The sequence below is a fragment of the SAR202 cluster bacterium genome (genome assembly GCA_009392515.1).
Taxonomy (GTDB): domain Bacteria; phylum Chloroflexota; class Dehalococcoidia; order Lucifugimonadales; family UBA6952; genus UBA6952.
The window spans coordinates 47,387-62,238 of the sequence record VFGE01000038.1; the positions used below are offsets into that span (position 1 = coordinate 47,387).

Annotated in this window: 14 protein-coding genes and 1 tRNA gene; 4 read left to right on the forward strand and 11 right to left on the reverse strand. The window is 35.1% G+C overall.

The window, feature by feature from the left end; all coding sequences use genetic code 11:
* Positions 1 to 5: 5 nt before the first annotated feature.
* The 3 genes from FI695_06040 to FI695_06050 all read right to left on the reverse strand — a co-directional run bounded on the left by FI695_06040 (position 6) and on the right by FI695_06050 (position 3,954).
* Positions 6 to 1,355, reverse strand: coding sequence for a CapA family protein (locus FI695_06040; protein MQG51523.1), 1,350 nt, complete (start codon positions 1,353 to 1,355; stop codon positions 6 to 8).
* A 15-nt stretch (positions 1,356 to 1,370) separates the two neighbouring features.
* Positions 1,371 to 2,603, reverse strand: a complete 1,233-nt coding sequence (locus FI695_06045) for a hypothetical protein (protein ID MQG51524.1) — start codon at positions 2,601 to 2,603, stop codon at positions 1,371 to 1,373.
* 79 nt (positions 2,604 to 2,682) lie between these two features.
* Positions 2,683 to 3,954 (reverse strand): MFS transporter, encoded by a 1,272-nt coding sequence (locus tag FI695_06050; protein MQG51525.1) that lies wholly within the window; start codon positions 3,952 to 3,954, stop codon positions 2,683 to 2,685.
* A gap of 52 nt (positions 3,955 to 4,006) precedes the next feature.
* Between FI695_06050 and FI695_06055 the strand changes: the two genes are divergently transcribed.
* Positions 4,007 to 4,561 (forward strand): 5'-methylthioadenosine nucleosidase, encoded by a 555-nt coding sequence (locus tag FI695_06055; GenBank protein ID MQG51526.1) that lies wholly within the window; start codon positions 4,007 to 4,009, stop codon positions 4,559 to 4,561.
* Between the two features lie 22 nt (positions 4,562 to 4,583).
* Here FI695_06055 and FI695_06060 read toward each other — a convergent pair.
* The 8 genes from FI695_06060 to nrdR all read right to left on the reverse strand — a co-directional run bounded on the left by FI695_06060 (position 4,584) and on the right by nrdR (position 11,173).
* A tRNA-Lys gene (locus FI695_06060) sits at positions 4,584 to 4,659 on the reverse strand.
* Between the two features lie 74 nt (positions 4,660 to 4,733).
* A complete protein-coding gene (locus FI695_06065) occupies positions 4,734 to 5,210 on the reverse strand; it encodes a DUF4395 domain-containing protein (protein MQG51527.1) in 477 nt (158 codons plus the stop codon).
* A 70-nt stretch (positions 5,211 to 5,280) separates the two neighbouring features.
* Entirely contained in the window at positions 5,281 to 5,880 is a 600-nt protein-coding gene (lepB, locus tag FI695_06070; protein MQG51528.1) for a signal peptidase I, read from the reverse strand.
* 15 nt (positions 5,881 to 5,895) lie between these two features.
* Positions 5,896 to 6,672, reverse strand: coding sequence for an exodeoxyribonuclease III (xth, locus tag FI695_06075; protein MQG51529.1), 777 nt, complete (start codon positions 6,670 to 6,672; stop codon positions 5,896 to 5,898).
* A 3-nt stretch (positions 6,673 to 6,675) separates the two neighbouring features.
* Positions 6,676 to 7,686, reverse strand: a complete 1,011-nt coding sequence (gene pdxA, locus FI695_06080; protein ID MQG51530.1) for a 4-hydroxythreonine-4-phosphate dehydrogenase PdxA — start codon at positions 7,684 to 7,686, stop codon at positions 6,676 to 6,678.
* A gap of 16 nt (positions 7,687 to 7,702) precedes the next feature.
* Positions 7,703 to 8,149 carry a hypothetical protein gene (locus tag FI695_06085; protein MQG51531.1) on the reverse strand — a complete coding sequence of 149 codons (447 nt, stop codon included), beginning with the start codon at positions 8,147 to 8,149 and terminating at the stop codon, positions 7,703 to 7,705.
* Between the two features lie 36 nt (positions 8,150 to 8,185).
* On the reverse strand, positions 8,186 to 10,492 hold the full coding sequence (locus FI695_06090; GenBank protein ID MQG51532.1) for an adenosylcobalamin-dependent ribonucleoside-diphosphate reductase: 2,307 nt from the start codon (positions 10,490 to 10,492) through the stop codon (positions 8,186 to 8,188).
* Positions 10,493 to 10,657: 165 nt separating this feature from the next.
* Positions 10,658 to 11,173: a transcriptional repressor NrdR gene (gene nrdR, locus FI695_06095; GenBank protein ID MQG51533.1), complete on the reverse strand. Its 516-nt coding sequence runs from the start codon at positions 11,171 to 11,173 to the stop codon at positions 10,658 to 10,660.
* 507 nt (positions 11,174 to 11,680) lie between these two features.
* Between nrdR and rsmH the strand changes: the two genes are divergently transcribed.
* The 3 genes from rsmH to ftsZ form a co-directional block, all read left to right on the forward strand.
* Positions 11,681 to 12,616, forward strand: coding sequence for a 16S rRNA (cytosine(1402)-N(4))-methyltransferase RsmH (rsmH, locus tag FI695_06100; protein ID MQG51534.1), 936 nt, complete (start codon positions 11,681 to 11,683; stop codon positions 12,614 to 12,616).
* 202 nt (positions 12,617 to 12,818) lie between these two features.
* On the forward strand, positions 12,819 to 14,162 hold the full coding sequence (gene ftsA / locus FI695_06105) for a cell division protein FtsA (protein ID MQG51535.1): 1,344 nt from the start codon (positions 12,819 to 12,821) through the stop codon (positions 14,160 to 14,162).
* Positions 14,163 to 14,171: 9 nt separating this feature from the next.
* Positions 14,172 to 14,852: cell division protein FtsZ (gene ftsZ, locus FI695_06110; GenBank protein MQG51536.1), on the forward strand; the 681-nt coding region annotated here is incomplete at its 3' end.

Genomic DNA, 14,852 nt, shown 5'->3' on the forward strand with positions numbered 1-14,852 from the left:
TATAGTTATATTGTGATTGTCCCAATTCCGTCTTTAATATCAATTTTTGTTCCATAAGATTCCGATAGTTTTTGAAGCCATCCTAATACTTCATTGCCAAGAGATTTTTCCATAAGTGTTGGGCGACCTCTTTGCGGAATAGGTAATCCATATCCCATATCAATTGGATATAATGAAATACTACTTAACTCACCATTGGTAAAATTATTTACCGCTACAACACTTCTCCAGAAAACTGGATCCGAAGGAAATCCTATTTGGTCAAAATTTGATCTTTTAGATAAATAATCACCTGGTGTGTCATCATGAGACAAATTAAATCTTCTATACCCTTCATCAGGTGCCCAAGGAACCGTTTCATTTTGAAAAATAAAATTACCCAAACTATAAAAAATTGGCTTGCCTTTATATATTTCAATACCTCTTAGAAAATGCGGACCATGGCCAGCAAATACATCTGCACCTTGATCAATAACCCAATGGGCAAGCTCTTCAAGAAATTGAGGGGGGCTTGTCAAAGAAGGTCCATGAACTTCTCCTTCATTACCGCTTTCATGGCAATGTGTCCCATAAACAACCCAGTCAGCTTGTTGTTTAGCACCATTAATCCATTTTTTTGCACCTTCTAAATCTTCTTTATTCACACTTGTTGATCGGTTAAAATCTTCACCTAAAACAAATTTCCCACCCATAAAATTTATTTCTATATTCGCATCTGTTTTTTCACTTACTCCTCCAAATCCGAATTTTTGACCTCTTTCTTGCATATCACTATATCCAAGTTCATCATTAGCTTTTGATAAAGCGTCAAAAATCGGCCTGTCTACTGTATGAGATGTATTGTGACGAATAGCATTAATTCCTGGTTTCCCTGGAAAATCTGGTCTTCCTAATCCTGCTCTCGATTGTTCGCTAAATGTTGTAGATGAAGATAGAATAGCAACTCTACCACGTGGTGAATCTACATAAGCAGGAGATCTAGCTGCATCAAGATTTTTCCCACCTCCAGCTTGTGGCATATCAAACTCTCGGCAATGTTCTAAAGTCGTTAAAAATCCACCTTCAGAGAAGTCATAAGCATGATTGTTGGCTGTAGTTACAGCATCAATTCCCATCCATTGTAATTCAGTGATATTTCTGGGGTCTGATCGAGTAGGTGTTCCGCCACTATATTCCCAACTATGCTCATAATCATGGAAAAGCATTTCCAAATTTACTACCGAACAGTCAGCTTTTCGTAATATATCTACGAGTTTCAAAAACTCTTTTTCATTATGTGGGCTCATTTTTCTTGTTATCATAGCGTCACCGCCCACAGCTATAGATATATCTTTTGTTTGTGCGTTATAAAGCATTTGGAACCTCCTAAATTAACCTCTAGGTAAACCTAATCCTCGCCTTCCAACTTGGTCTCTCATAATCTGGACACTTCCATGATTTATGCCAGATTGAAAAGCTCCAAGTAAATTATGAGCGAATATTCCACTGTCGATTGTATTAGCTGAAGTATTTAATAATTGACCGTAGGGACCAAGCATTTGTACATAGGCTTCTGTTGCACGCACACCATGCTCTGGAGCCCATACTTTTTCAGCAGAACCTTCATATGAAAAATTACCACCATGTTCAACTATGGACATACTTCTCATAGTCATCAGTCTACAAACTTGAGCCTCTATCCACATTTCTGCGGTTTTGTCTCGTATAGTTTCATTTTCTTTTATATCATATTCGCCTAAATTATTATTTTTCATCCAGTTAATAATATCTTCATCACGTCTAACTGAAAGTAGATATCGCGACGCTCCTACTCTATCAAGATTTAAACCCATCGCTCCTACGTACCATCCCATATTCATTTCTCCTAAAAGTGCAGATTTAGGGACTCTAACATTTTCATAAAATGTTTCATTGGTTTTTTTATGTCCATAAGTTGTCCCCATTGGAGCAGGGGGGTCATTTTGTATAGAATATAAAGGCCGTATGGTGATACCAGGGGTATCCATTGGTACTAATAAAATAGAAATTCCCCTGTGTTTAGGTGCTTCTGGATCTGTACGGACCATTAAATAGACATGAGTTGCGGCATGTGCTCCTGAGGTATAAATCTTTTGACCATTTACTATAAAATCATCCCCGTCTACAACAGCTCTGCATTGAAGTGATGCTAGATCTGCGCCGCCACTTGGTTCAGTGAATCCTTGGCAAAAATTTATATCACCGTTGATTATACCGGGTATAAAATAATTTTTTTGTTCTTCTGTTCCTGCAGCCATAATAGCGGCTGCAGTACCTCCGGCTCCACCTGCTGAAATACCTATTCTCCCAAATTCTTCTTCTACTATGTACTGATCGAGCCTAGAGCCGTCTTGACCACCATATTTTTTTGGCCAACTTATTCCTTGCCAGCCATTATCTCGGATTTTTCCTAAAAACTCTCTTAGAGCTTTTCCTTCTGAGCCTTCAATTTCAACATGAGAAATATTTTCTGTACGTTCTGATGCTTCTAGCTCATCTTTTACTTCTTGTGTGAGATTTTCTTTAATAAATGTTTTTACTTTATCTCTTAAATCAATGTTTTGATTCATGTAACCAAAATCCATGCAAATCTCCTGACAATAGTTCCTACTTGATTAATTTTTTTCAATTGTCTGTGTAATCAATTACTCTGTCAATATATAACTATTGCTTTTGAGGCGCTTTAACAAATAAAAATGCTAAAGCACTAAATAGTGCCATTATTGCCAAGGTAGGAAAAACAAGAGTGTAGCTTTGGGTTAAGTCATATATTATTCCCGAAAATATAGCACCTAAAGCTTGCCCACCCCCAATAGATATTTCATTTATACCTCTTATTGATCCTAGAGAGTTTCTTCCGTAAAAATTTGCAATTGCTACAGATGGGACTGTTGTTAAACCTCCTAGCCCTAGTCCAAAACAGAAAGCAACCAAGTATGCTGATAAAGTTCCATTAACTAATAGATACATTAAGGATACAATTCCTAGTACTGTGACTACCATAGCGTAGCAATAACTGATTTTTATTTTTTCTACGATAAAGCCCCATATTGCACCGCCTATACCTGTACCTATAGCAACCATAGTCAAAGCAGATGCTGCTAATAATGGATCGATACCTTTATCAATTAATAATGCAGCCTGATGTATATTAATAGCAGAATGGATAAAATACATGAATGAGCTTACAAATACCAAAATCCAAAGTGTTCGTGTGCGCATAGCTTCTTTAACTGTCCAGATTTCTTTTGTTTCTTGTATGCCTGAGTCAATAGTAGATCCTTCTTTGGCCATTATTTCAATATCTGGTTCTAAACCTATATCTTCTGGTTTTGAAACCATAAGAACAATAATTGGTACTAAAGCTACTATCCACACCATAATACCCATCCAAAACCATGCTTCTCTCCATCCGACTGTTGATATAAGGAACTGAGCAATTAATGGGAAACCTCCCATTCCTATAGAATGTAGAGTTATAAGAAAACCATTTGCTCTACCTCTTCTTTTAATAAACCATTGTGAAACTACGGTGCCTGTTCCTACTTGTATAGGTGATGAAAACATCATTCTTCCAATTCCGAATAATAAGTAAAAACCTATTGGTGTAGCCCACCACCCTAAAGAAAGAGTCGTAAATCCTAGTATAGCAACAGAAATAATTAGGACAATTTGTGATCCAAATTTGTCTATCATGCGCCCGGCAAAAGGAGCAGAGGTCATAGCAAGAAAGCCTCCAAATGTTGCCGCTCCAGATATAAAAGTGCGACTCCATCCTAGGTCATCGGCCATTGGTATCATAAATACTGATAAGATTAAAGCAGAAGCTGTGTTACGTACAACTACCGCTGTACCTGCAGAAAAAAGAATCACCCATCCATAGTAAAATGGCAAGGATTGAGCTAATTTTAGTTGAAATTTTTGTAATCGATTCATATGTGAAAAATTAGATTGATATGTATAATATTATAATTGATCACTTAAAGATATGCTAAAGGAGAAGAATTTGGATTTATTGGTAGTTGCCTTAAAAGATGAATTTGTTCACCCAGATAAGCCTGATAATTTGGAAATTATTTATACTGGAGTTGGTAAGGTTAATGCTTCTTTTGCATTAACTAAAGCCATATATGAATATAAGCCCAGTAGAGTTTTTAATTTTGGTACTGCAGGTGCTATATCTGATAATTTACATGGTTTGATAACCGTAACTGGATTTATTGAAAGAGATATGGATGCTACAGGACATGATATGGGGTTTGAGTTAGGGCAAACACCATTTGAGGACGAAATTATAATAGGGCATCAAGGAATTATTTGTGGTACTGGGGACTCTTTTGTAACTTCTATACCTTCAGTAAAATGTGATTTAGTAGATATGGAAGGTTATGCTTTAGCTAAAATTTGTAAATATATGAACATTCCATTTCAATGTTATAAATTTATATCTGATAAAGCTGATAATACTGCTTCTGAAGACTGGCAAAAATCTGTTAATGATGGTCAATCGTTATTTCTTGATAAATTAAATGAAATCCTGTAAAAATTAATTGAATTTAAAAAGATGGTGGGCCGTGAGGGACTCGAACCCTCGACACATGGATTAAAAGTCCACTGCTCTACCAACTGAGCTAACGGCCCAAAAAATTGCACAACGATTTTCTATATTACAATACTTAAGCGTACTTTTCCATTTTGTAGAGTAATTTAAAGATCTAGATGTTGATATTATTACATTTTTCGCAAGTTGATTCAGGTATGAATCCATATTTCATTAAAATTGCAAAAACATAACAACCAGCACAGAATCCAAGTATTGATTCCAGAGCAGCAAAAATTCCTATAACCGAAATTATGAAATAAGCAGTAATTGTTGAAGATAAAACAAATTCTGCAATAACAGCTAATAAGCTAAGTGTGAATCCAATAAGTTGCGCAAATCTTTTTGGTGGGCCAGCAACAGGTTTATTTGGTTCACCCAAAATAGGAATTATTATTTTTGTTGCTAATAAACCCATGGGGCTTAATGTTGGACCTGTTAAAACTCGAGCTAAGAATCCATAGAGTAGTACCCAAAGAAGTACATTTTGATTAGTAAATAAGATTATTAATATTAATATAATAACCATACCTGCAACAAGGCGCGCGGCATATTCATTAACAGGATGTGGAAAACTAAATAGACCTCTCATTTCTTCACCCAATACCCAATTTAATTAGATTATAAACTATAGGTTAGCATTTTTTTGTTGTCAATTACCTTTATATAAGACTTAATTTATTGATAGGCCAATACAGTATCCATGCTTTGCCTATAATACTGTCATATGGGACTAACCATCCGTTTCTAGAGTCGTTACTTTCAGCTCGATTGTCCCCAAGTACAAAGAAGAAGCCATTTTCTATCGTTGTAGGGCCAATTGATTTACCTGAATAACTATTTGTTAGATATTTTTCTGTTAATTTTTCATTGTTCAGATAGACATTGCCGTTAACTATTTCCACAACATCTCCTGGTATACCAATAACACGTTTAACAAACATTTTATTTGGATCTGGAGGATATTTAAATATTATTATATCTCCTCTTTCGGGTTTACTAAATAAGGATTTGTGTCCTTCAGATTGATAATATGGGAGAAATCTAGATAAGTTATTCAGATCGATTCTATAATATATCAAGCGGTTAACAAAAATTCGTTCTGATTGAATTAGATTAGGTTCCATACTAGGACCTTCTACTTCATAATTACTAACTAAGATTTGTAGTAGAGCAAGTAAAATTAAAGCATATAAAACCGTTCTTAGTAATTCTTTAATGTTTTTTATGGTCAGCAATTGTTTTAATATTCTTTGATAAATTTAATAAGTTTCATGTTAATCAAAAATTAATTCAATAGCAATTGGACAGTGATCTGATCCCATAACATTATTCATTATTTCAGCACTCATTAGATTCTGTTTTAGTTGTTCATCTATAAAAAAATAGTCTATTCGCCAACCAATATTTCGATCTCGTGCTCTGGTTTTAGTATCCCAGAAAGTGTAATTCCCAGATTCTTGATTTAACTCTCTAAAACAATCTATAAATCCTGAATTTTCGAGCTGATCCAACCATGCACGCTCAATCGGTAAAAAGCCAGAGTTATTGATATTTTCTTTTGGTCTAGCTAAATCAATTTCATGATGAGCAGTATTAAAATCGCCGCAGATCACGACTTTTTCTCCATCTTCTTTTTTCTTCAATATTATTTTTAGAAATTCATCATAAAAATCTAATTTATATTTCAAACGCTCTACTTTTGATTGCCCGTTAGGGAAATAGACGTTGTATAAAGTGAAATTTTGAAATTTCATCATAAGAGTTCTTCCTTCGTGGTCGAATTCTTCAGTCCCCATACCGTTTTCATGGCTTTTTGGTTTAGGTTTCGTGTGGATACTCACTCCACTATATCCTGGCCTTTCAGCACTATTCCAATATGAAGTATAACCATTAATATTAGTAATAGAATCAGGCAATTGATGAAATTGAGCTTTAGTTTCTTGAGTGCAAAATATGTCTGGTTGTTCTTTATTAATCCATTCAACAATTCCTTTTTTTATACTTGCTCGGATTCCATTTACGTTCCAGCTATAAAGTTTTAACTTTTCCATAAATTAATTTCCTAAATTCGAACCAGAAATTAGATTTTGAGCCAATTTAATAGCTTCAACCATGCTAGTGTTATCAGCAATACCTTGCCACGCAATATCAAAAGCTGTTCCATGGTCGACAGATGTTCTAATTAACGGAAGACCTAAATTAACGGTTATGCTTTCTTCAAAACCATAAACTTTTACAGGAATATGGCCTTGGTCATGATACATGCAAATTACTGCATCAAATTTATCTTCAATTGCTTGGTTAAAAATAATATCAGCAGGTATAGGGCCTTCGACATTGATATTATCTTGTTTTGCTTTTGCAATTGCTGGGTTGATTTCTTCATTTTCTTCTCTTCCTAATAATCCTCCATCTGAACCGTGAGGATTCAATGCTGCAACACCAATTCTTGGGGTTTTAAAACCCCAATTGATAAAATTAGTATTTGTTAGTTTAATCATATTATAGACATTTTCTTTAGTTACGAAATCGCATGCGATTTGCACTGATTTATGAGTTGTTAAATGTACTACTCTTAAGTTTTTAGTAATTAACATTGTTGCAACTTCAGGACTCTTTGTAATCGATTGCAATAATTCCATGTGTCCGATTTGAATATATCCTGCCAGAGAAGCTGCCTCTTTGTTTACAGGTGCTGTGGCCATTCCTTGTATTTTATTTTCAAGACATAAATGTGCAGCGATTTCTACCCATTCCATACATGCCTTCCCTGCTTCTTTTGATAAAACACCAGGTTGAATATATTTTGTATTAATATTATCGGGGTCTAGAATCTGGATCATGGAAGTTTCTTCAGGGTCAAATTCCTCAAATTGAGTGATTTTTTTAATAGGCATATTAATTGAGAGTTTTTGATTAACAGTTGACATAGAATAATAACTACCAATAACCAAAAATTCATTCAAAGAATTAATATAAGAAGATTTTAAAGCTTTTAAAATGATTTCTGGACCTATACCACAGGGATCTCCCATAGTGATGCCTACAATATTTTTAATTGACACGATTCACCTGAAAAATTTAGCTAGAAAAAAGTGTTGAATTAGCCCAGTTTTGCTCGAAAGCATTGGAAAGCTTTTGTGGTTGTTTCCATCGTTCCATTTCAATTAGGGAACCATTTCTTTCTCGTAAAAATATATTTCTATCTGTGTCGATAAGATAAATACTGCCAGGCTGTTTAAATGTGGTATTATTTTGCATACAAAATTCGAAATTAACTAAATTTCTGATTAGACCTTCGATAGTAATATTTTGTTCATCAAATAAAACCGCTATAGTATTTGTATTAATTGAAGGCATCTTTTTGACGATTTTTTCAATATCAGCTGAGACTATATATCTATTGGTTATATGAGCCTGAAGAAATAAGTCACCAGTAAGATTTTCTAGAGGTAGAACGTCTGGATTATTAATTCGAACTTGTGGGAGATTTATATCTGCTATCCATCTCATACTTTGTTCATTCAAAGTTATACCCCTTTCATTTCTTACTTTAGTTGATTATTACCCTCCACACTGTGTCCATGCACAGTAATGGCACATTACACATCCTTCCTGAAAAGTAACTGGAGAACTACATTCTGGGCAAGAAAACCCAACAGCTTCTACGGGTATTGGGGTGACGCTAGCTGGAGTTTCTGAATTAGCTATAGCCTTTAATGGTAGTCCTAATTGTTCTACTGCTGATTCTAAATTTGACTCTGGTATATTTGGTGTATCAGAGGTGTATTTTCTTAATACATGAGCTAAAGCGTCAGGGACAGAGCGGACCAATACACCTTGGTCCCAAACAGGGTTACATGTTATTCCTTGTAATTCGTCTATAACTGATTCCATGGCTATTCCTGATCTTAGTGCTAATGAGACTAATCTGCTAACAGCTTCTAAATTTGCAGAATCAATACTTCCTGCTTTACCTAATGTTGCAAACACTTCGAAAGGCAAACCGTCTTCGTCGAAGTTAAGGGTTATATATGTATTACCACTTCCTGTGTGTATTTTTTCAGTGATTCCACGCATAGTCTGCGGACGTTGCTTAGGTGTTAATCCACCAGATGTTGTAATTTCAGTAGTTTCTTCCTCATTTGATTTATCTTTTTGCACTTCCAGTACTTGCATGGATTTAGAGCCGTCTCTGTAAATTGTAATACCTTTACATTTGTTCCAGTATGCTAACCAATAAGCTCTTTCAACGTCTTCTTCAGTTGCTGAGTTTGCCATATTTATAGTTTTACTTACAGCTAAGTCAGTGTGCTTTTGGAAAGCTGCCTGCATTCTTACATGAGTGTCAACAGGTATTTCATTAGCAACTTTGAACACTTTTTTAACGTCATCTGGAATTCCATCAATATTTTGGCAAGACCCTGTTTTAGCTACTTCTGCCATAAGTTCTTCAGAATAGAATCCTCTTTCTTTAGCTACTCGTTCAAAATCAACATTTACTTCTGTAAGTGTTCTTCCGTCCAATACATTCTTTACGAAGGCAAGTGCAAATATGGGTTCAATTCCACTGCTAGCACCAGCAATAGCACTGATTGTACCTGTTGGAGCTATACAAGTTCGAGTTGCATTTCTAATAGGATTGGGGTCCATATCTGTAACCTGCCATCCAGGATATGCTCCTCTATCTTTTGCAAGGTTAATTGAAACATCTCTAGCAGCTTCATTAATGCATTGCATAACATCAGAACCTAACGTTAATGCTTCTTCGGAATCATAATCAATTCCTAATCTTATTAAACAATCGTGCCAACCCATAACTCCAAGGCCAGTTTTTCTGGTAAGATCAACTGCTTCTTTAACTTTGGTTGTAGGGAATTGATTGATTGTAACAACATCATCTAAAAATCTAGCTGCTGTTCTTGATACAGATTCAAGTTCTTGGAAATCAAAAGAAGTATTACCATTTTCATCAGTTTTTATGAATTTACCTAAATCGATTGACCCAAGATTGCATGCTTCATTTGCAAGTAAAGGAACTTCTCCGCAAGGATTTGTGCTGTCAAGATTACCGATGTGGGGTGTAGGATTTGTACGATTTGCTTCGTCAATGAAATATAAGCCTGGATCACCTGTTTTCCATGCGGAAGAGATTATATCTTGCCAAAGTTCTCTGGCTTTGACAGTTTCGATAATAGTACCAGCATCTTTTGCTTCACTATCTTGCGGAACAACTAGATCCCAGTCTTCATCATTTTCTACTGCTTTCATGAAATCATCAGTTATTGCAATTGATATATTAAAGTTTTGAGCAGTTTTATCATCATCTTTCATGTGGATGAAGTCTTTTATTTCAGGATGAGATATTCCTAAAATACCCATGTTGGCGCCGTGTCGTTTACCACCCTGTGTGATCATGTCGGATAAGGAGCTTAACATATTTAGCACAGCTATAGATCCGCACGCTTTACCCTGTGTGGTTTTGATTGGGTTTCCTCTTGGTCGTAACTTACTAAAGGAATAACCTAGACCTCCTCCATATTTTTGAATCATGGCAGAAGATGTAGCTGCTTCCATAATACTCTGCATAGTATCTTCAACTGGTAAAACAAAGCATGCAGATAGTGTTCCTTGTCCTGTTCCTGCATTAAAAAGTGTTGGAGAATTAGGAATAAATACAGTCTTTGCCATTAAGTTGTAAAATTCATTTTCCCAAAATTGTTTTTCATCCCCTGTTTCTTCTGCTGAAGCAACCGCACTCGCCACACGTTCAAACATACCTTTTGGCGTTTCATCTCCTATTAGGTAGCGCACTTTCAATATAGTAAGCGCATTATCCGAAAGTTGAGGGTCAATTTTAGATGTTGTCATTATTAATTTTACTCCTTATGTAGTTAGTGTATGGTTAAAATAAAACTAGAGTTATAATTCTATAAAAGGGGGTCGATAGATAAAAATATATCGGAATTTGATGATTATTGTTAGCCTTTTTTATTATATTTATTTTTGCCTTTCGCCTAATAATTATTATTTTTATTACTTGTTATCTTTATTTCTAAACTCAAATAGTGTTGGTTGCAAATTATCATCTGATTCTTCCTCAAAACTATCTGTGATAGCAGATTCAAGTTCTTCCTTAAATGTTTCAAGGTCAGGGAAATCTTTATAAACACTTGCGTATCTTATGTATGCCACCCTGTCTACTTCTTTCAATTTCTTTACAACAATCTCTCCAATAATTTTACTACCTATTTCACTTCTTCCTCGCTTAAATATATTTGATTCAACTTCTGATACAATTTTATCCAAAGTCCCTGTAGGTAGAGGTCGTTTTGTGCATGCTAGTTTTAGACTGTACATGAGTTTTTCTTTATTAAAGTCTTCTCTTCTACCATCTCTTTTTACTATTGCTATTACGTTGGACTGAACTTGTTCGTATGTAGTATATCTGAGGGCGCACAAAGAACATTCTCTTCTACGTCGAGTAGCTGTTTTTGAGTCTCTCGAATCTATTACTTTCGATTCTCCATGTCCGCAGTGAGGACAAAGCATTTAATTAATATCTCCATATTTATATATATTTAAGCTCCCAGGGACAATATATGCAGAAACTTTACTGATATATTTATAGATCGGGAGCCTAATTCTCACATTAAAAGGATCTATTGTCAATAGGTAAGCACAAAATAACGTATTATTATTATCTACTACACAATATATTGCGGTTTTCGCCACTTGAGCAATAAGTGGTAATTATTCTTATTAGTTATAATAATCTTTTGCAACTTTTGTAATTAATAATATGTATAGGTTTTTAAAGAGTAGTGTTTTGTTTGAAGAGAATTTAAGCAGTAATTAGTTTGTAAAATTAGTAAAAAATAGAAAAAATAGGAATGATCTTAAATTTAAATATTCATATTCCTAGAAAAATATCTAAAATTTACTAAATATTCTTGACAAGCTTCTTGTAAAATGGTAATTTTCATTCGTTGGTAAAAAAATATAAGGAGCTGTGGCTTATACCAAGGGTCGCTCGTTCGTCTAAGGCTACATTGGAAAATGGTTGCATCAATCGACAGTCTCTCCTATCACAAACCAGCACTTCTTGAAGAGGTGCTAACGATCTTGGAACCAAGATCAAATAACAACTTTGTTGACGCTACTTTAGGTGACGGAGGCCACGCTCTAGCAATATTAAATTCTACATTACCGAACGGGCGCCTTCTTGGGTTAGATGCTGATGATCAAGGAGTTTTGAGAGCATCTGAAAGATTAAAGAAATACAGAGGAAGAGTTTGCTTGAAAAATTATAACTTTAATAAATTAGAACAAGCTGTTTCGGAAAGTCAGATTTCTCCTATCTCTGGCATTCTTTTTGATTTAGGTATTTCTTCTTGGCAATTAGACTCAGCGGATAAAGGCTTTAGTTTTAAAGATAAATCTTTAGATATGAGATTTCATTCCCAACAAGTAACAACTGCTCTTCAATTAGTAAATAATCTTGAATATAAAGAACTCTCTTCACTTATTTATAAATATGGTGAGGACCCAAACGCTAACCGAATAAGTAGAGCCATTATAAAAGCTCGACCAATACTCACTGCCAAACATCTAACCGAGATTGTTCAGATGGCAGTACCCCGAAGAGGTAGAAAAATAAACCCGGCTACGAAAACATTTCAAAGTTTACGAATCGCAGTAAATAATGAAATGGAAAATTTAGAATATACTTTATCTTCTCTCATGAGTTTCTTAACTAAAGGTACAAAGATAGTAGTTATTGCATATCATTCACTCGAAGATAGAATTGTAAAAAACTTTATGAAAACTGAGTCTACTGATTGTTTATGTCCAACGACTGTCTTGGTTTGCCAGTGTAATCATACCAAAAGAATCGAGTTAATTAACAAAAAGATAATTAAACCAAGCGAGGAAGAAATAGAGGGGAATCCTCGTGTAAGGAGTGCTCGTTTACGAGCTTGTGTGGTTTTATAAACCTTGTGCTACTAGGTTAAATATTGAGGTTGAGGGGGGCTGTTGATGTATATCAGCGCCTCCGGCGCAAAATTTTTAATAATTGAATATTTTGGAGCTAAATTAAATAAAAAAGTTGGTCAAAACCCTCATGTTGATGGTTCTCCTCAATCTAATAAATAAATGGGTTCAACTTAAAATAAGTAACGATTAGGATTGAAATATGAGTATGTTAGATGAAAAACTAGATCAAGATATAGTAGGTCGTTTATCTAAGGAATTAGATTTAGGAAAAGTCGCATCTGTAGGAAATGCATATGTCTCAATAGATGTTGGAACAACGAAAGTTTGCACTCTTGTTGCACAAATATTAGCCACCGGTGAAGTTGAAATCATTGGTGCTGGGAAATCTAAATCAAAAGGTATGAAAAAAGGACTTGTTGTTGATATAGAAGCTATGACATCTGCCGTACGGGAATCAATAGCTGAAGCTACATTAAATTTAGATATAGAGATCCCTCCAGTATGTATTGGGGTAACTGGTAGTCATATAGTTAGTGTAACGACGACGGGTAAATCATCTATTATGGATGGGAAATCTGAAAAAGTTGTTACTATAAAAGATATGGATGCTGCTGTCGATAATTCACGCCCTAAAGTAGATAATGGACAGGAATTATTACATGTAATACCAATAAGTTACGCTCTAGACGGTACATCCGGTATAAGAAATCCTAGTGGATTAAAAGGCACATCTTTATCAGTAAAAACCCACTCAGTAGTAGGAGAAATAACCTCATTAGATAATATTGTTCAATCTGTGGAAAATACAGGTTTAAAGATGGGTGGAATGGTTTTGGAACCATTAGCTAGTGCGGAATCGGTTTTAAGTGCGGAAGAAAGAGAAATAGGAACGATATTAGTTGATATTGGTGGCGGTACAAGTGATCTTGCATTTTTTAAAAATGGGAAAATGGTATATACCGCAGTGATTCCTGTAGGGGGCTTTAATTTTACTAATGATATAGCTGTAACGTTAGGTATACCGTATGAAACCGCTGAAGAACTAAAAATTAATTATGGAAGAACAATGGCAGTTCCTGAAAGTAGTGATATCGATTTTAACGAACAAATTGAAGTTTCAGTAAATGGTTTAGACGATAAAAAAATAATTACTAAAGGTGACATTTGTCGTTTACTCAATGACCGAGCTTCTGAATTATTAAGATTCGTATTATTAAAAATAAATGAAGCTGGTTTAGATACTATGCCAGCTGGTGGGATTGTATTCACTGGAGGTGGGGCAAATCTACTTGGTTGGGAAGAGTTAACTCATGAATATATTCCAGGTAATGTTCGTATAGCTGCACCAAGAGATATATTAGGTTTGCCTGAAACATTAAAAAGTCCGACTTATTCAACGAGTGTAGGTATTCTCTTATGGGGAATTAATCATCCTGTTGAACAAGTAAGCTATGGAGGTCACCAACCTCAGAAGAAAAAAACTTTTAGTAAAGGAAGGAAATGGTTGAGCTGGTTAACTCAATTTATTTCACCAAAATTTTAGGAGGTATTTATGTTAGAAAATGAAATGGATTTAAATGTAAATAATAAACGGATTGGACGAGCTACTGTCAAAGTTATAGGTGTTGGTGGAGGAGGTTCTAATGCTGTTAATAGGATGTATAGAGAAGAACTTGATGGCATAGAATATATTTGTGTTAACACAGATGCACAACATCTTATGGGGTTAGAAGTTCCAACGAGAATATCAATTGGAGAAAAATTAACCCGAGGCTTGGGCGTTGGTGGAAGTTCTGATTTAGGAAAAGATTCTGCAGAAGAAAGTCGAGACCAACTCTATGAATGTTTACGCGGCGCTGATATGGTATTTGTTGCGGCAGGTATGGGTGGTGGAACTGGAACAGGCGCTTGTCCTATTGTAGCTGAAATTGCTAAAGAAACAGGAGCTTTAACCATTGCAGTGGTAACCAAACCTTTTGGGTTTGAAGGGCATAAAAGGAAAAAAGCCGCTGAAGATGGAATTGCTCAATTACGTGATAGAGTGGACTCCCTAATTATCATCCCTAATGATAGATTATTACAAATAAGTGATATGGAATTAACTACTGATGATGCTTTTAAGATGGCAGATGATGTGTTAAGGCAGGGGATACAATCTATTGCTGAATTAGTTACTAAGTCTGGAACTATCAACTTAGATTTTGCTGATGTCAAAACAATTATGAGTGGCGCA

Excerpts from the sequence above, each read along its gene's own strand:
- FI695_06055 (MQG51526.1), top strand. The coding sequence starts at position 4,007 with ATGCTAAAGGAGAAGAATTTGGATTTATTGGTAGTTGCCTTAAAAGAT.
- FI695_06065 (MQG51527.1), bottom strand. The coding sequence starts at position 5,210 with ATGAGAGGTCTATTTAGTTTTCCACATCCTGTTAATGAATATGCCGCG.
- FI695_06090 (MQG51532.1), bottom strand. The coding sequence starts at position 10,492 with ATGACAACATCTAAAATTGACCCTCAACTTTCGGATAATGCGCTTACT.
- rsmH (MQG51534.1), top strand. The coding sequence starts at position 11,681 with ATGGTTGCATCAATCGACAGTCTCTCCTATCACAAACCAGCACTTCTT.
- nrdR (MQG51533.1), bottom strand. The coding sequence starts at position 11,173 with ATGCTTTGTCCTCACTGCGGACATGGAGAATCGAAAGTAATAGATTCG.
- FI695_06040 (MQG51523.1), bottom strand. The coding sequence starts at position 1,355 with ATGCTTTATAACGCACAAACAAAAGATATATCTATAGCTGTGGGCGGT.
- FI695_06045 (MQG51524.1), bottom strand. The coding sequence starts at position 2,603 with ATGGATTTTGGTTACATGAATCAAAACATTGATTTAAGAGATAAAGTA.
- xth (MQG51529.1), bottom strand. The coding sequence starts at position 6,672 with ATGGAAAAGTTAAAACTTTATAGCTGGAACGTAAATGGAATCCGAGCA.
- FI695_06050 (MQG51525.1), bottom strand. The coding sequence starts at position 3,954 with ATGAATCGATTACAAAAATTTCAACTAAAATTAGCTCAATCCTTGCCA.
- ftsA (MQG51535.1), top strand. The coding sequence starts at position 12,819 with ATGAGTATGTTAGATGAAAAACTAGATCAAGATATAGTAGGTCGTTTA.